The 17,883-nt window shown below is 40.5% G+C and carries 13 protein-coding genes and 3 pseudogenes; 6 read left to right on the top strand and 10 right to left on the bottom strand.

Annotated elements, in window-relative coordinates; all coding sequences use genetic code 11:
- Positions 1-33 precede the first annotated feature (33 nt).
- On the top strand, positions 34-489 hold the full coding sequence (locus HO345_RS09675) for a helix-turn-helix domain-containing protein (protein WP_253682727.1): 456 nt from the start codon (positions 34-36) through the stop codon (positions 487-489).
- Positions 490-1,010: 521 nt separating this feature from the next.
- On the opposite strand, the gene HO345_RS09670 is transcribed toward HO345_RS09675, so the two are convergent.
- The 4 genes from HO345_RS09670 to HO345_RS09655 form a co-directional block, all read right to left on the bottom strand.
- Positions 1,011-2,858, bottom strand: coding sequence for an ABC transporter ATP-binding protein (locus HO345_RS09670; RefSeq protein ID WP_253682726.1), 1,848 nt, complete (start codon positions 2,856-2,858; stop codon positions 1,011-1,013).
- A gap of 1 nt (position 2,859) precedes the next feature.
- Positions 2,860-4,632: an ABC transporter ATP-binding protein gene (locus tag HO345_RS09665; RefSeq protein ID WP_253682725.1), complete on the bottom strand. Its 1,773-nt coding sequence runs from the start codon at positions 4,630-4,632 to the stop codon at positions 2,860-2,862.
- Between the two features lie 124 nt (positions 4,633-4,756).
- Positions 4,757-6,475: an ABC transporter ATP-binding protein gene (locus HO345_RS09660; protein WP_253682724.1), complete on the bottom strand. Its 1,719-nt coding sequence runs from the start codon at positions 6,473-6,475 to the stop codon at positions 4,757-4,759.
- Positions 6,476-6,673: 198 nt separating this feature from the next.
- Complete coding sequence (locus HO345_RS09655) at positions 6,674-7,243, bottom strand: TetR/AcrR family transcriptional regulator (RefSeq protein WP_253682722.1); 570 nt, start codon at positions 7,241-7,243, stop codon at positions 6,674-6,676.
- Positions 7,244-7,601: 358 nt separating this feature from the next.
- Here HO345_RS09655 and HO345_RS09650 point away from each other — a divergent pair, with 358 nt between their 5' ends.
- On the top strand, positions 7,602-9,317 hold the full coding sequence (locus tag HO345_RS09650; RefSeq protein ID WP_253682721.1) for a DNA repair helicase XPB: 1,716 nt from the start codon (positions 7,602-7,604) through the stop codon (positions 9,315-9,317).
- Positions 9,318-10,127, top strand: coding sequence for a 16S rRNA (uracil(1498)-N(3))-methyltransferase (locus tag HO345_RS09645; protein WP_253682720.1), 810 nt, complete (start codon positions 9,318-9,320; stop codon positions 10,125-10,127).
- Positions 10,128-10,137: 10 nt separating this feature from the next.
- On the opposite strand, the pseudogene HO345_RS13220 reads toward HO345_RS09645, so the two are convergent.
- A pseudogene (locus tag HO345_RS13220) lies at positions 10,138-10,970 on the bottom strand (Rpn family recombination-promoting nuclease/putative transposase).
- A gap of 183 nt (positions 10,971-11,153) precedes the next feature.
- Here HO345_RS13220 and mgtE point away from each other — a divergent pair.
- A complete protein-coding gene (mgtE, locus tag HO345_RS09630) occupies positions 11,154-12,512 on the top strand; it encodes a magnesium transporter (RefSeq protein WP_253682718.1) in 1,359 nt (452 codons plus the stop codon).
- Positions 12,513-12,516: 4 nt separating this feature from the next.
- Positions 12,517-13,143 (top strand): diacylglycerol/polyprenol kinase family protein, encoded by a 627-nt coding sequence (locus tag HO345_RS09625; protein WP_253682717.1) that lies wholly within the window; start codon positions 12,517-12,519, stop codon positions 13,141-13,143.
- Positions 13,144-13,162: 19 nt separating this feature from the next.
- Here the strand turns inward: HO345_RS09625 and HO345_RS09620 are convergent, their stop codons facing one another.
- Entirely contained in the window at positions 13,163-13,819 is a 657-nt protein-coding gene (locus tag HO345_RS09620) for an HAD family hydrolase (RefSeq protein ID WP_253682715.1), read from the bottom strand.
- Between the two features lie 92 nt (positions 13,820-13,911).
- Between HO345_RS09620 and HO345_RS09615 the strand changes: the two genes are divergently transcribed.
- Positions 13,912-14,679, top strand: a complete 768-nt coding sequence (locus HO345_RS09615) for a TrmH family RNA methyltransferase (protein WP_253682714.1) — start codon at positions 13,912-13,914, stop codon at positions 14,677-14,679.
- On the opposite strand, the gene HO345_RS09610 is transcribed toward HO345_RS09615, so the two are convergent.
- The 4 genes and pseudogenes from HO345_RS09610 to HO345_RS09595 all read right to left on the bottom strand — a co-directional run bounded on the left by HO345_RS09610 (position 14,651) and on the right by HO345_RS09595 (position 17,781).
- On the bottom strand, positions 14,651-15,178 hold the full coding sequence (locus tag HO345_RS09610; RefSeq protein ID WP_002667070.1) for a TDE2712 family protein: 528 nt from the start codon (positions 15,176-15,178) through the stop codon (positions 14,651-14,653). The genes HO345_RS09615 and HO345_RS09610 overlap by 29 nt on opposite strands.
- A gap of 96 nt (positions 15,179-15,274) precedes the next feature.
- Positions 15,275-15,967 (bottom strand): annotated as a pseudogene (locus tag HO345_RS09605) (PD-(D/E)XK nuclease family transposase); the annotation flags it as partial.
- 113 nt (positions 15,968-16,080) lie between these two features.
- Positions 16,081-16,289 (bottom strand): annotated as a pseudogene (locus HO345_RS09600) (hypothetical protein); the annotation flags it as partial.
- Positions 16,290-16,416: 127 nt separating this feature from the next.
- Complete coding sequence (locus tag HO345_RS09595) at positions 16,417-17,781, bottom strand: MATE family efflux transporter (RefSeq protein ID WP_253682712.1); 1,365 nt, start codon at positions 17,779-17,781, stop codon at positions 16,417-16,419.
- Positions 17,782-17,883 lie beyond the last annotated feature (102 nt).

The raw sequence follows: 17,883 nt of genomic DNA, 5'->3' as shown, positions 1-17,883 counted from the left end.
TATTTCCGTATTCGGTATTACAGGATATAATTTATGGATACAATTAATTATTTAGAAGTTTATCACCGTATTAGCATATTAGCAAAAGAGAAAGGTATAAACTTAAGTGATTTAAAGGGAATAGGCATAAATCCTCAAATATTTACCCGGATGAAAGCAGAACCGCCATCGATTCCGAGTGCTGATAAAATATACCAGATAGCACATTATTTTAACACTTCTGTAGAATATTTATTGACGGGAAAAGGATGTACCAATGAAGAACTAACACCTGAGGAGTATAGCCTACTTATTAATTATAGAAAATTATCATCATTAGATATTGAAACCGCAAAAGCTATACGGAAAACGGTACAGCAGCTTGCTGAAAATCCTAAAAAAGATGCTGCTAATTCAGCTGCGGGTATAGGGGCTGGTTTTGCGCTGGCTGGGATAGGGGCAGCTATAGGTATTATAGCCGCTTTGCTTGCTGCAAATAAAGATAAATAGTTTTTCCTTTTTAGGGGAGGAAAGACACTTTTTCGGATAAAAGATTTCTTCACCTCGAAACTTCGTTGGTTGTACCTCCCCTAGAACCCCTCCTATCTTCAAAAGAACCGCTTAGGGCTGCTGCCCTAAGAACCCGCTGACGGCAAAGCTTTGAGGTTATACTTTAATAAGCCGGTTATTCTATGCTTGTAGTTTGTAAAATGCATACGCCGCTCCTACTTGTTTATCTGCCATAATTTCTCCTCAATTCGGCAGTGAGTAAATTATCAAATTTAGGAACTGTCGAATTCTCACGCTTTCGTAATGCAATGAGAAAGCGCATATAATACAGCGATGTTTCGATGAAAAATATACATCCGTGTACATTTTTCATCTTCGAGTATTTTTGCTTACGCAAAAACTCGATAGAGCTTTAATCATCGCCATCCGTGGCAGAAGTACGAAACTCGACGTTGAAACACCGAGCACCATTTCTGTGAGGTGTTTCAACATTTCTCCTCAATCTAATTGTTAATTAGGAATTAATTCCCCGCGACTTCCCATCCGGCGGCTTTTTGTTGTTCTTGTATCATCTCAAAGTAGGTGCCGCGCTTTTGCATAAGTTCCGTATGAGTCCCTTTTTCTTCGATACGGCCGTTTTTCAACACGAGGATTTGATTCGCATTGCGAATAGTGTTCAGCCTATGAGCTATGACAAAGACAGTTTTACCCTGCATCAGCGTATCCAAGGCGGTGTTGATTTTCCATTCGTTGTCGGCATCGAGTGAGGCGGTAGATTCGTCTAAAAGCACGATGGGCGCATTTTTTAAAAGAGCACGGGCAATAGCAATGCGCTGTCTTTCGCCGCCTGAAAGAGCAGCCCCGCCTTCCGCAAGCAGGGTGTTATATCCGTCAGGCAGCTCGCTGATAAACTCATGACATTGAGCCGCCTGTGCTGCATCGATAACCTCCGATTCCGAAGCATCGGGCTTTCCGATTTTAATATTATTGTAAATGGTGTCCGATAGTAAAATGCTGTCTTGAAACACCGCGCTGACGGACTGCAAAAGCGTATCGGGTTCTGTTTCTTTTATATCCTTTCCGCCGATTTTAACCGTACCTTTTTGCGGATCCCAAAAGCGGGCTATTAAATTGGCAATCGTGGTTTTGCCTGAACCTGACGGGCCGATAAGAGCAGTTACCGTTCCCTGCTTTGCCTCAAAAGAAATAGAATGCAGTACCGCTGTTTGTTTTGCACCGTCTATTTCCCGTTCGGCATTAGCTTCACCGCTTTGGCTTTGAAACGTATGGAACGTTTCTCGATAAGAAAATGAAACATCGTCAAAAGAAACGTCAAAAGGCTGACTTTGTTCCTGCCTTGTTTCTCCCACCGTTGTGCCGGTATGTATCTTTGAAGTTCCGGCAGTTTGTGCGCACGGTAGGGGCTGAGCCGTATACGCTTTCTGCACATGTTCCGCCGCAGGCTTTAAACCTTTTAGTAAACCGTATGCGTGTTCAAATGAAATTAATACCCCCGAAAGCGCAAGGCTCATCAACATAAAAGCGGTGAGTTTTTCGGGGCTGACCGATCCGCTCTTCAGAATATATACGGAAGATAAAAGAGCAAGCGGCAGTAAAAAATGAGCTGCTATAAAATAGACGGCAGCAGGCAGCGAAAGCTTTATTTCCGCTTTGATATTGGTTTTTCTTACCGTTTCCAACGACTGCAGCATTCTGTCAAATTTTTCTCCGGTTAGATTATACGCCTTAAACACTTTTATTCCTTTAATGTATTCCAGCACAATGGAAATCATACGAGCGGTGAGTCGATGCTTTTCATTTCCGAAATGCTCCGCCAAGCTGTTTCCCCAGTGCAAAAACGGAACAAGCACAAGGAGCGTTATTGTTTGCGCTATTGCCAAGGGAACATCGATACAATACATACCGATTAAAATCAGCGCTGCCGTTATCGCGGTTTTTACCAGTGCGGGAAGCGTATGCGTAATGATCAGTTCAAAATTGGTAATATCTTTTACAAGGGTTTCCAAAAGAGCACCTGAACTGTGCCGGTTAAAATAGCCGAGGCTTAACGCGCGATAGTGATTTGCCAAATCGAGCCGCATTTGCGCACATACTTCCGCCCCGCGAGCAAAGCAGAGATAGTAACCCGTGCGGTAAATAATTAAACGGAATACCACCGCTCCTAAACAAATCAGCGAATAGGTAATGATAATTTCTCCGGTCAATGTATTACGTACTAATCCGACCACCGTAAAATAGAGCATAATGTATAAGAGCATACCGCCCACAGAATCAAGCGACATTAAAATAATCGGCAGCCCTAATGCTTTCCGTTTTTCTTTTAATATATGTGCAATTAGTTTTAACATATCAATTTCCCTCCTTTACATTTATACTACCGTGGTTGAGAGCGGATAGGTACGTGCGCTGCATCTGTGCATACAAACCGTTTTTATTCATCAGTTCAGTATGGCTACCTTGTTCAGCGATGCTGCCTTTTTCAAAGACAAAAATAGTATCCGCATTTTTTATCGTGTGCAGACGGTGCGCAATCATAATGACCGTTTTTCCTTTGAGCAAATTTTGCAATGCGACTTGAATCTTATGTTCATTTTGAATGTCCGAATATGAAGTTGCTTCATCAAAAATGAGGATAGGCGCATTTTTAACTAACGCACGCGCAATAGAAATCCGCTGCCGCTCTCCGCCTGAAACCTTTACACCCTCTGTGCCGATTTTCGTTTCATAACCGTCGGGTAAACTCATAATAAAATCGTCAATTTGAGCTGCCTGTGCTGCCTTGCGTACTTCCTCCAAAGAAGTGTCACTTCCCATGCGAATATTTTCGATCAGCGTATCTTCCAATAAAAACACATCTTGAAACACAAACGAGGTAAGCGCCATAAGGTTCTCCGTTTGCAGTTCCGTAACGGGAATACCGCCGATAGAAATAGTGCCTGCAGAGCTATCCCAATATCGCCCGATAAGCTGGGCGGCGGTGGTTTTGCCTGCACCGGAAGCTCCGACAAAGGCGTTGACGGTTCCCGCCTTTACACATAGCGAAACATCATTTAAAGCGTTCCGTCCGTCTTCTCCATACGAAAATGAAACACCGTCAAACCGGACATCATAACGGCCGTTTAGCGGAAGCGTTTTTGATCCGCTTTTCATCTGAGGCTCTTCCAAAATTTTTTTAACCGCTGCAAGTCCGCCGCCGAGTTCCATCGACTGCATAGCAATCGTAACCGAATTTAAAAACGATGTATAAAAGCACACCGTCAAAATAATAAAAATCAAAAAAGAAGAAACGGACAGCGAGCCTCTTACATAAAGGAACCCTCCTGTAGGCAGAGTGAATAAGATTGCCGAATCCAAGATAACCGATGCTGCCGAAAGCGGATTACACGAAGCGGTGCACATCTTTTTCCAGCAAACGGTATACGTCTGTAAAGCGGTTTTATACTGTTGAAATTTTTCGGCTGTTACGCGGTACATCTTCATCACCGGCATTGCAGAAATATATTCCGTAGCCGATGCATTCAAGGCTTCCATATCCTTTGCAAAATCGTTCGCCAATCCCGAAAAATTACTTGCCGCTATCATCATCATCGGAACGGCAATACCGAGCACCATAGGAACAAGCATAACCAATGCCATAAGCCAATGGAGATGCAGCATAAATACAAACATCGCAAGGGGAACAACCGCCGCCTGCGTGAGTTCCAAAGTGCTGTGCGCTAAAAAAGCTTCTACTCTATCGATGTCATCAAACAGGGTTGTCTTGATTTTACCCGCTGCATTTTTTTGAAAAAAGCCTGCATTCAGATACGAGATATGTTGCAAGACTTTTATCTTTACCGTATGCATCGTATTAAATGCCGCTGTGTGCGAACAAATTCCCGCAATCGACATCAACACTGCCTGTACCGCTGCTGCTGCAACACACATAACAGCCCAATGTAAAAGCGCTTCCGCACTCATCGACCGAGCAATAATCATTTCCAAAATCCGGTACACAGCAATGTACGGAACCAACGACAACACCGAGCCGATCGCTGCAAGTACCATACCCGCAGCCAATTTTCCCCGCTCCGCCTTAGCCAGCGTAAAAACATACGCCGTTCCTATTTGTTTATCCGCCATAATTTCTCCTCAATTCGGCAGTGAGTAAATTATCAAATTTAGGAACTGTCGAATTCTCGCTCTTTCGAACATTTCTGTTCTTATTTAATTGCTAATTGATACCGGCCTAATTACCCATTACAAATTACCCCACCCGCCAGTTGTCTACTTTGTTTTGGGCTTCGACCATTTCTTTATAAAAGGTGCATCGCAAAATCAATTCTTCATGTGTGCCGGAATCCAGTATGCGGCCTTTATCCATAACGATTATTTTGTCCGCGTTTTGTACAGTGTTCAGGTGATGCGCAATCGTGATAACCGTTTTGTTTTTTCTTAATTCTTCGATCGCCTCGTTTATGAGTTTTTCGTTTTCGCTGTCAACCGCCGCCATCGCTTCATCTAAAATAAGAATTGGGGCATTTTTAAGAATCATCCGGGCAATGGATATTCTTTGCTTTTCTCCTCCCGAAAGTTTTACCCCCATCTCTCCGACCCTTGTGTTGTAGCCGTGAGGCAGGGCGGAAATAAAATCATGACATCGTGCTTTTTGAGCGGCTTCTATCACTTCCGATTCGGAAGCATCCGCCTTGCCGATCGCGATATTTTCAAAGATGCTCATATTAAAAAGAATTATTTCCTGCTGAACACTTCCGATAAGAGCGGAAATGCTGTCCGTATCATAGCGTGAAATATCTTTACCCGAAATTGTGAGCACACCTGAATCAACATCCCAAAAACCCATGATAAGATTCGCAAGCGTGCTTTTACCGCAGCCGCTCGGCCCGACAAGCGCATTTAAAGTGTTTTCTTTACATTGTACAGTAATATTTTTTAACGCAAAGCTGTCTTTTTCATACTTAAAATGTACATTCTTACATTCTATATCTCCCGTTTTCAGTTTTTCGCTGATCTTTTCTTTTGCAAGAGGTGCACAGAGAATCACCGCTATGCTTTTGAGCTTTTCAGTAAACACGATGGAAAAATGATGGAGCGTTGCGGTTTTACTTATTGCCGACACAAATACCGAAGATAAGATAACGGACAGTATAAACTGAGCGGTAGAAATATTCTTATGTAAGAGCAGTATACTTCCTAACATCATAACCGATACCGCTCCGGCTTCCATAAAAATATCTATAAGCACCATCGGACCCGTAACGGCACCCATACTCTTTTTTACATCTTGCACATAAGAGCGTGCGGAATCCAAAGTTCTGCTGCTAAAACACTCTTCTTTTGCAAATGCCTTTATCACGGCAATGTTTTTTACATATTCCATCATGTCTTCCCTCATCTGCATTTCTCTTTCAAAATATATTTGAAATCTTTTTTGCATGGTCTTTGCAGATAATTGTTGTACAAGGAACATGAGCGGTACCCCTGTAATCATTATTAATGCGAGCCGGTAATCTATAAAAAGCATTGCAATAAAAACCAGAACAGGAAGAAGAGTTGCCGCCATAATTTCCGGAAGACCGTGCGCCAGATATATTTCAACCTGCTCTACATCGTGTTCAACGATGCTTGTAAGCTCACCGGTAGTATGCTTTTTAAAAAATCCTAAATTCAATTTTTTAAGGTGTTCAATTATGGTAAGCCGTAATTCCGTCAATGTACTAAAAGCCCTGTCATGAGCTGTCTTTACGGCAAGATAATTACAACACGCCTTCAGCATAAACGAGATGAAAATACCTACGGCAATCATTTTAAAATATTCTCTTTCCGCTTTTCCCGAAAATAAGCTGCTTATCACCAGTACCAATAAAACCTGCGGTAGTAAGTCAAACACTATTTTAAGCGCAAGCAGCACATTGGACAAAAAGGTTTTACCCGTTACCTGTTTTTTCAATTCCTTTTCAGTCATTATAATCTCCTTCACTGTGTATGCGTTTTGTTTACACCATCGATGTCACCCATGGTCAAAATATCGCTATTCCGTTGAACCATTGTCATATCTTCAAAACTAAATAATATTGAATATTTATTCAATATTGATAGATAAAATAAGGAGCGGTTGAACGCTCCTAAAATAAATTCTCTTCTATATTACTGTAATTACAGCCTACAATGATTCAACTCCATTAAAATAACACTTATTAAGAACAAAGAGCATATCTTCTGCCCATCTGTCATTTTTATAGTGCCGTGCAATTTCCATAAGTCCCTCAACATAATTATTTGCCAAAATATGAGCAAGCATTGGATCGTGCTTGGTTTTTGAATATCTTTTTAAACCGTCTTTTATATGCTGTTCCAACCGCTTGACCCACATATCTTTTGCATTCTCATGTTTCGTTCCCGAGCTCTTGTCTATCAAAACGATGAGTTTTATTCTACTCTTTAACAGTTTGGGAAGTTGAGACGCTCCGCCCCGATTAAATCTTTCATAGGGACTTCCGGCTTCCATCTTTTCCTCATCTTCCATCATCTTAATGATGTTATCTAACACACCTGCGACTACTTCATCAAATAATCCTTCTTTGTTTTTGAAGTAGGTATAAATAAGCGCAACAGGAATATCAGCCTGTTCTGCAATATCCGTCAGCTTTGCACTTCTGTAATCTTGTTCATAAAATACTTTTTCCGCAGCCGTCAGAATTCTATCCTTGACCTCTTCTTTTAATACCTGCATACCGCCCGCACGCTCAAAACGTTCTCCTTTCTATTCTACCAATACTGAATTAGAATTTAATAATAAATCTTTATTCAATATTTGTCAATAGGGGTAAACAAATTTATCAATGATAGATAATGATGTTGCTCATAACTATGCAGTATATATGATGAATAAAATTAGGGATAAAGAGCGTTACTGATCAAATTTTAATTAAAAAGTTTATAAAAAAACTATCTTAAAACATGTTATTGCATAACAAACGATTAACGATGAGTTCTTATTCTCTGTTCTCCAACTTTTGTGATGCGGTTGCCTTGAAACTCGCTTTCCCCTAACTTGAACTGCCCCCTCTAAAAGTGTATAATGTCAGGCTATGCAAGAATCTAAACCGCTTATAATTCAAGGAGACCGCTCCATTCTTTTGGATATTCATGACCCGGAAGCTAACGAGGCTCGTTTTGCCCTTATTCCTTTTGCGGAGCTTGAAAAGTCGCCTGAACATCTCCATACTTACAGGTTGACCCCCCTCTCGCTTTGGAATGCGGCAGGTGTCGGGCTTTCAGCCGATTCCATTATGAAAACCCTCACGGGCTTTTCCCGCTTTAAGGTTCCCGACTCTATCTTGGTTTGGATGAAAGAAACGATGGGCCGTTACGGTAAAATAAAGCTCCTCCCCCTTGAAGAGCCCCAAGAAGAGGCGGCTTCCGAAACCATTGAAAAAGCAGAATTTTTACGCCTTAAACCTGAAAACGCTCTTATCTTTAAGGAATTAAAAAGCAGCAAGATTCTTTTAAAATATTTAATAGAAGACCCCGATGAGGAAAACTCCTTTTTGATTTCCCTTTTAAACAGGGGAACCGTAAAGCAGGCTCTTTTAAAACAAGGCTGGCCCGTGCAGGATGAAGTCCCCCTCCGTGACGGCGAGCCCTTGGATATTTCCTTAAAAGAAAAAACTTCAAGCGGTACCGAATTTGAAATCAGGGATTATCAACGGGATGCGGCCTCTTCCTTTGTTGGCGATAAATCGGCAGGAACCGGCTTCGGTACGATTGTTCTGCCCTGCGGCTCGGGAAAAACCATAGTCGGAATGCTTACGATGAGCCTTCTTAAAACAAGCACCCTTATTCTAACCCCCAATGTAGCTGCCGTTTATCAGTGGCGGCGGGAGCTTTTGGATAAGACAAACATAAGAGATGAGGATATAGGTTTATATACGGGCGAGGTAAAGGAAATAAGGCCTGTTACGATAGCGACTTATCAGGTGCTCACTTGGAGGCCCAATACCGAGGCGGCCTTCCCTCATTTTAAGATTTTTAGAGAAAGAGCATGGGGGCTTATCATCTATGATGAGGTTCACCTATTACCGGCTCCGGTTTTTAGAATTACGGCAGAGCTTCAAGTTATAAGAAGGCTCGGGCTTACTGCGACCCTTGTGAGAGAGGACGGCTGTGAGGGCGATGTGTTCAGCCTTGTCGGCCCTAAGAGATTCGATGTGCCGTGGAAGGACCTTGAGCAAAAGGGCTGGATAGCAAAAGCTTATTGTACCGAAATCCGGGTAAACATTGCTCCTTCAAAAGAGATAGAGTACGCAGTGGGTACCACTCGCGAAAAGCACCGCATCGCAAGCGAAAACCCTGCAAAGCTCGAAATAGTAAAAAAACTTTTGACCAAGCACAAGGAAAATCAAATCCTTATAATCGGGCAGTACTTGTCCCAGCTCGAAACGATTGCAAAAGAAATAAATGCTCCTCTGATCACGGGAAAAAATACAAATTCCGAGCGGGAGCTTTTGTATGACTCATTTAGAAAGGGAGAGATAAATGTTTTGGTGGTTTCTAAGGTTGCAAACTTTGCGATTGATCTGCCTGATGCTTCCGTGGCTATTCAGGTCTCGGGCGTTTTCGGAAGCCGGCAAGAAGAGGCTCAGCGTTTGGGCCGAATCTTGAGGCCTAAAGAATGTGATTCCCATTTTTACAGCATTGTAACCCGCCAAACTATAGAAGAAGGCTTTGCCGAAAAGCGTCAAAAGTTTTTAGCCGAACAGGGTTATGACTACTCGATTCTTACCGAAGCCGAATTGGATAAATAAATGAATATTGTTTTGTTTTCAGATGACGATTGTGTAAATCCCGATTGCATAAATGATGATTGTGTTTTTTACAAAAATGATGAACGCATAAACGGCGGCTTTGTCTTTTATAAAAAAGATGAACGCTATCTTCACATAAAAAAGGTTTTGCACTTAAAAGAAGGCGATGTTTTTAAGGCCGGAATCATAAACGGAAAAATAGGTGCGGCTCTTATCTCTCACCTTTCAGAAGAAAAAATAGTTTTTTCTTTTTGCCCGAATACGCCCGATAAACTTGAGACGAGACCGCTGCCTCTTCCGCCCATAAAAATAATTCTGGGCTTTCCCCGCCCCATTCAGTTGAGGCGTATCCTGCGGAGCGCTGCGAGTTTGGGCTTTGCTGAAATTGTACTATGCGGTACGGAATTGGGGGAGCGTTCCTATTTAAAATCAAACCTTTCAAGCCCCGAAGAAATAAAAAAATATCTTTTAGACGGTATCTCGCAAGCCGGCCAGACCCTGCTGCCTGATTTTTCTTTTTGTAATTCGGTAAAAGAAGCCTTAAAAGATTTAAAGACCGCCTCGTTCAAAGGCTGTAAGGTGCTCCTCGACATAGGAGGTTTTCCTTCTCTTTCAACATTTAAGATGAAAAAAGGAGAAGAACTGACTATAGCAATCGGAAGCGAGAGGGGTTGGACTCAAAATGAAAGGGAAGCCTTTTTGGCTGAAGGCTTTATTTCTTATTCTATGGGAAAACGCATTTTACGCACCGAAACCGCCCTTACTTCCGCTCTGTCCGTTCTTCTTGCAAACAACGGCTTTTGGGAATAGATGGTAATCTTTATAGAGCTTCTACTTCTTTAATGCTTAAACCTGTGACTTTTGCGATATTTTCTATAGGGAAATTCATTGCAAGCAGGTTTTTTGCCGTTTCAAGTTTGGTTTGGTATGCACCATCAACAAAACCTTCTTGTCTGCCTTTTATCTCTCCTTGCAATATTCCCTGTCGATAACCCTCGCTTATACATGAAGCCCTATCATTCTCATATTTCATACGGGAATCGTAAAGCCATTTATCCCTAGGACTCATTTCCATTACAGAAACAGCGGCATTTGCTTTTTTCATCATAGGGGATTCTTGTTCCAGCATACTACGTACCTCCTCATCATCAATTAGGGGAGGAAAGACAACCCGACAGAACAGGTTTTCTTTCCTCCCCTATAACCCCTCCTATCTTTTCCGTCTGCCAAAGGGAGTCCCCTTTGGAAACCCCTTCTTAACTTTTGATATATTAAAGTTTACTATCATTATTATAATAACATTCGTCTAAAGATTTTACAATAGTCTTGACCTTGTTTTATGTTTTCGTTGTACATTTTAGACCAATAATACAGGGTTCTTTCAGGAAAATCAAAATGCCAGTTGTTTTGAATTTCTATATCTATAAAAGTTCCATCTTTTAGCTTTAGCTTGATGTCCAAAACACCGAGCTTTTCACTTAAAAGTTCCTTATGAAACTCCTTATCCAGAAGTTCTAAACCTGCGATATCCTCAGGCGGAATGTCTAAGATACATTCCAATAAATCTTGTAGTACATCTTTGTTTTCCTCAACTCCTAAAACACGCTTAAATGCGTAGTCGTTGCGGAGGGTGATTTTAAATAGTTGCTTCATTTTTCAACTCCTATAATTTTTTTAAAAGAGAAAAACTTTTCCCCTTTCATAATTATTATAGAAATTGTTTGCAATAAATAGTAAAATTTAGTAGATTCAACTTCACTTAAGGTCATCTTCCGCCCCTATATTTTTTCCTAAAAATATGATATACTCCCTAAAATATCGTTCGGAGGGTATCATATGGAATTGAAAGAAAACAAGTTTAAACAAATAAAATATTTATTATCCGAAAAACGGTATATTGAAGTGCAAAGGCTTTTGGCCGAGTTAAACGAGGTCGATATAGCCGAATTCCTTGAGACCGAATCTGCACAAAATGCCATTCTTATGTTCAGAATGCTGCCTAAAAGCATGGCGGCCGAAGTGTTTACTCTTTTACCCACAGAACAGCAAAGCCGTTTTATAGCCGCTGCTACCGATAAGGAGCTGGTTTCAATATTGGACGAAATCTTCTTGGACGATATGGTAGACATTGTTGAAGAAATGCCCGCAAACGTTGTTAAAAAAATCCTAAAAAATACCGGCAGTGAAGAGCGGATGCTAATCAATCAGTTCCTAAAATATCCCAAGGACTCGGCCGGAAGCCTTATGACTATCGAGTATGTAGACTTAAAAAAAGGGATGACCGTAAAACAAGCCCTTGACTATATCCGCAAGATAGGTTTGGAAAGTGAAACCATTTACACCTGTTATGTTACCGATAAAAATAGAGTCCTTGAAGGTTTTATTTCTCTTAAAGAATTGGTGCTTGCCGATGAAGATAAAAAGATTGAACAGATTTTTAATAGAGAGTATATATGTGTAAACACCCATGATGATCAGGAAAAGGTTGCCTTCACTTTTAAGAAATACGGTTTTTTGGCTCTCCCCGTTGTCGATAACGAAAACCGCCTCATCGGTATTATTACCGTCGACGACATAATGGATGTTATGGAGCAGGAGGCTACCGAAGACTTTCAGAGGATGGCCGCTATGCAGCCTAACGAAGAAACCTACCTTGAAACGGGAATCTTTAAACTTGCAAAGCACCGAATAGGCTGGCTTCTTTTGCTCATGGTATCCGAAACATTTACCGGAACTATAATCGAACGCTACACCCATTTGCTTGCCTCAATGACTATTTTGACTGCCTTTATTCCCATGTTGATGGACACAGGCGGTAATTCTGGCAGTCAATCTTCAACCTTGATTATCCGAGGTTTGGCTACCGGAGAAATCGACTTAAAGGATTGGAAAAAGGTTTTTTTTAAGGAGTTGGGCATTGCCGTGTTGGTGGGCTTTACCTTAGGCCTTTTCAGTTTTTTAAAATCGGTCTTCCTTGGGGGGAGAAATCCTATGATAGCCCTTACTGTGGGTGCAACCCTCGTTGCAACCGTAACTGTAGCAAAGATTACCGGCGGCCTTCTCCCCATTATGGCAAAAAAATTAAAACTCGATCCTGCGATTATGGCCGGTCCCCTGATTACAACCATTGTAGATACCGTAAGTTTGATTCTTTACTTTAAGATAGCTACGGTTTTGTGTGCAGGAATGTTTTAAGCCTATGAGTTTTTTAAGGAATCTGCGGTATAAAAAACTTTCTCAAAATGCAAGGGTAGAAGATTTGATAAAGGAAACCTTCCGTAAAACGATTCATCTTTGTGCTGCCCTTGTTCCACTCTTTGCAAGATACTTTTTTTATCCAACAGTTATAGCCTTGTCTGCCATAACCTTTTTTTATGTTATCTTTGAAATTTTACGATTAAAGGGCTATCAGATTTTTATGGTTTCAAGCATTACCGGCTTTGCTGCACGGGAACGGGATAAGGGAAAATTTGTGCTGGGCCCCGTAACTCTTTCTATAGGCGTTATAAGCACCCTTCTTATCTTTCCATTTGAAGATGCAAGTATAGGGATTATGGCTTTGGCTCTCGGAGACGGTCTTGCAAGCCTTGTCGGAAAATTTTGGGGAAGACAGCACCTAAATATTTCCAAGGATAAAACAATAGCAGGAAGTATAGCCTGTTTTACGGCAGTTTTTATTTCTACCATTGCGATAAGCAGGAGTTTTATAAAAAGCTTTTTTATTGCAGCCATTGCAGCAGGAACGGAAGCTCTTCCCTTAAAAGACTTTGACAATATACTGATACCGCTTGTCTGTGCAGGGGCTGCCTTAGTATTGGGTGTCTAAGGTAGAGGCTATATAAATGTTAGCTTAAGGCTATTTTTAAGATTTCTTCAGGGCTTGAAATTATTGCATCGGCTCCGGCTTGTTCCAATTCCGGGCGCTTTCTAAAACCCCATAAAACACCGATTGTAAAAAGGCCAGCATTTTTTCCGGTTTGAACATCCGTTGCCGTGTCTCCTATATAAAGGCAATCTTTTTTTTCGAGCTTGAGCATTTTTAAAATTTCATAGACACCTGCAGGGTCAGGTTTTAGAGCGACCGAATCCCGGGCTCCTAGGATACACGAAAAAGTATTTTCACCGAAGATTGTTTTAACAACCTTTTCTGTTGTGGAATGGGGCTTGTTTGAAAGCACATTTACGGAAATCCCGTTTTTGATTAAATCCGCTAAAAGCTCTTTAATTCCTTTATAGGCCTCGCATAGATATACGGGATCGGCATCATAGGCTGCATTATATTCTGTAAGAATTTTTTCTTCTAAGGCCTTATCGTTTTTTCCTGTGCGTTCAAGAACTCTTTGTACAAGTTTTCTTGCGCCGTTGCCTGTTAAAATTTTAAATTCTTCCGCATCTACAGGCGGTATACCGTATTTTGCCGTTTCAGCATTTAAAAAATGAGATATCGAATAAAGGGAGTTGGTTAGGGTCCCGTCCAAATCAAAAATACATGCTTTTTTCATAAGGCCTCTATTCTAACAAAAATAAAAAAACTATTCAAGCTAAAGTTGAGAGTCTACTTCCATAGACCCTGCTTTTTGTGTATGATAAGCCCATGGGTAAAAAATTTGAAAAAGAATTGCCGGTTTGCGGCTTTGAAAGCTGTCTTGCTTTGGCAAAATATCATCCCGAAAAAATCTCCCGTCTGTTTTTTTCGGAAAAAAGAGCAAAGCAGTTCGGCGAGGTTTGTAAGTATTTGGCTTCCAATAAAAGGTTATATAGAATAGTTTCCGATGATGAATTGGAAAAGCTTTCGGAATCGGTGCATCATCAGGGCGTAACAGCGATGATCTTTGAGCCTGAAATTCCTGTTTTAGAACATGAAGAAATAAACCTGTGGGCTCAAAATAAGGAGCATGTTTTAATGCTCGATGAAATAGGAAATGCAAACAATTTGGGAGCAATAATAAGAAGTGCCGCTTTTTTCGGTATAGAAAATATAGTTTTAACAAAGGAAGATAAACAGGCTTCGATTACGACCTCGGCTTACAGGGTCGCACAGGGCGGAATGGAATTTGTAAAAATCTTTAAGGTTTCATCAACGGCTTGGTTTTTAAGGCAGTGCCGAGGAAGGCTTACCTGTATAGGCACGGACTTAAGAGCCCACCACGAAATAGCTGACCTTGGAAGATTAGTCGAAAAAGATGAGGCTTGTGTTATTGTCTTAGGAAATGAAGAAAGGGGAATCAGCGAGGAGGCTAAAAAGCTTTGCGCCCACCTTGTAAAAATAAAGGGAAGCGGCAATGTGGAAAGCTTAAATGTCGCTCAAGCCGCAACCCTTTTTTGCCATAGTCTTAGTGCAACAAACCCTCAATCTTTTTAATTACATATTCTTTTAAGGGGAGACCCGCAATCTTAATATCTTTCGGATCTTCATAATTCGGAATAAGTTTAAAAAAGTTGATATAAATTTTATTACCCTTTATGTAGAATTCTTCTGCATGGGCAGGAATGAAGATGAGCTCAATCTCATCGAATTTTGTCGAGGCCTTGTACTTTTCCGTAAGCTCTGCAAGGTTTAGTGTTTTAATCGGAGCCATCATATTGTGCATGGTTTGTAAGTCTTCCAGAATCCACATATTGTTATTCCAAAAGCGGCTTTCGCTCAAGGTGCGGTTGTTCAGTTTTTCCCTATTGGAAATTGCAGACATAACCCTGCGGACAGAATCTTTCGAAAAGTCCTCATTGTAAACGACTTCCATCTGAGGCTTTTCGGCAATGCTCATAAAGTAATCGTCTCCCATCTTATCCTTTGAGGCTACGCTTTCCCAAAAGAAAATCATCATTTCCAAAACATCAAAATCAATCTTTATATTTTTCATAAAGAAACCTCCATATTTTTTAACCGCTTAGAGTTTACACCTATTGCCGTTTTTTTTCAATGAGTAACAGTTAAAAGCCGGCACAAAAGTTATGACCTATAATTTTCCGACTTCTTCTTTAGAAAGCCCTGTGATTGTAAAAATATCTTCAAGCGGATAATTCATGTTTTTCATGATTTTTGCCATTTCAAGGGCTTTTTGACGCGAGCCGGCTATTTTGCCTTCAGCCAAACCTTCTGCTAATCCTATACTTCTTCCTTTCTCCCGCCCTTCGGCTAAACCCTCTCTTCTAGCTGCACTGCGTTCATCTTCTACATACATCCGGTATTTTTCGTCAGAGAGTTCTATTGCCATTCGCCTCTCTTCATCCGTTACCCTAAAGAGTGTTGCTTCTGCCATTTTTATACCCTCCTCTAATTTACACAATTCTTCCAACATTCCGCTTTTTTTGTCTTCTTCATAGTTGGCCAAAAATCTTATCCAAAAATCTTTTAAGCTATACTCTTCCAAGCTCTTTTTCATAGTATAAACTATTAACTCGTTTAATTCAACATAAAGATATTGAATTATCGAGCTCTCAGACATTCTTACAAGCTCTGCGTTTTTAGGAACATCGCAGCCGAAAACGGAAAGACTTATAGCGTACAAAAAATCGTCTTCTTTGGGTTCCGTTTTTAAAAAGCGGGAAGCGAGACGCATAAGGTACATTTGACTTCTGCGAGGGTAATTTGTTTTCCAAAACTGCTGCATCTCAAGGTCTACGATAAGACCGTTGTCTGTTCTAATCAACAACCCCGACGCAAAGCATCGGGGTATGTTGTTCTCATAAGGTGGTTGCAGTCGGCTTTAATACCCTTTGTTACGACGCAGAGCGTCGGGGTATTAAACCCTCCGCACGAATCAAAAAATCGAGGCGGTAAGTTTCTCCCGAAGGCCTGTCCCGGATAAGCTCCGTGTTTATGATTTCGGCCTTTGTTATTTTACCGTAGGAATCTTCCAAAAAAGCGTTTAGAAAACTTATCAGAGCCTTATTTCCTTCTTCGCCTTTGGAAAACATCAGCTTAAAAACCCAATCTGTTTTGGGGTTTAAAATAGTTTTTTCATTTGACATAGCTTTTCTCCTTAATAATAATTTGCATACCAAATCAATGGTTAGGATAAAGCAAAAAATTCTTTTATGCCTTATCATTATTATTGTAGGATTTTATTTCATTTAAGAGTAAAATTTTGAAAAAAAATTATTTTTTAATTCCCGAAACCCACTTGGTGTTCAATATCAAGATAATTGCAACAAGGCCGGCAGTGAGGTTTGAAAAAAGGTTGCCCCAATATATCGAATAGTAGGAGAGATATCTTTCGGTTGTAAGAATGAAAATATAGCGTAAAAGCCAGATGCGCAAAATACCCAGCATTAACGGAATCTTCGTTTTGCCTAGGCCTATAAAGGCTCCTTGAATTGTCATACAGATGCCGAAGCCTATGACCGAGTAGGTATAAATATGCAGTGCTTTAACGGCAATATCGCCGATTTCGGGCATTTCCGGCTTAAACATCGATACGAGATAGGCGGAAGAAGGCACAATAACGGCAATCAGCACTGCTCCGCTTATAGCACTTGTAATACAGCCTAAAAGACAGGCTCTTTTTGCCTTTTTCGGATTTTCGGAGCCTATGTTCATGCTGACCATAGTTGTAACGGCAGCACTAAAACAGCCGGGAATATTAAAACAAATTGTAGAAATATTGCTTGCAATACTTTGTCCGTTTAAAATAACAGCTCCGTAAGGTTCCATTTCTCTGTTTATTAAAAAAAAGCCGAGATAAACAAAGGCGTAATTTATCATTGCAGGGAAACCTACATGTAAGAGCTCTTTGAGAGTAGGAGAAGAAAACTTAAAATTTTTTAAACTAAGTTTATCGGGGTTCTTTTTTAAAAAAAGATCATAGAACATCCATGCTGCTACTACCATATTGGCTAAAAGGGAAGCTAGGACGCAGCCGTCTATTTTCATTCTAAAAATATATAGAAATATAAAATTGCCTATTATTTTGATTATAAGCATTATAATCATTCTAAAAAAAGGAGCTTCAGGCTTGCCGTTTGCATTTTTTATACCATTGTAGATAGCTTCCATAAAGCTGAGAGGCATTACAAAACAATAAAGCGAAATGTATCTAAAAACCAAGGGGGCTATTTCGCTTTTGAGGGTATAACTTATTATTGTTCCTATTATAAATAAAAGAGGAATTGAGGCTATTCCCAATAAAAAAGAAAATATAAAAATTTGGGTTGCTACCTTTTTACTTTCATCAATATCGCCTCGTCCGTTAAGCTGTCCGATAATTGCCGTAGCTCCGACACTTAAGCCTTGACCGAGAGCCAAAACAATGAAGATTATAGGCTGGGAAAAACTGACTGCACTGGCTGTTACATGGTCAGTAAGCCTATTTATAAAAAGGCCATCCGTAAAAGGCATCATAGCCTGCAGCATGGCCATCATTAGAGCCGGTAAAGAAAGAATGATTAGGGTTTTGAGAGGAGAAGCCGTTAAAATAAGCTCGCGCCTTTGTGCTGTGGTTTGTCCTATAAATTTAAGCTTCATATTCTTTATATTCTACCCTATTATTAAAAAATAGGGAAGATGTATAATTATAAATATTAAAAAAAGTAAAAACTACTTGATATTATTGATATTTTGTATGTA

The organism is Treponema denticola (assembly GCF_024181645.1).
GTDB lineage: Bacteria > Spirochaetota > Spirochaetia > Treponematales > Treponemataceae > Treponema_B > Treponema_B denticola_A.
This window is presented reverse-complemented; position numbering and strand designations above follow the sequence as displayed.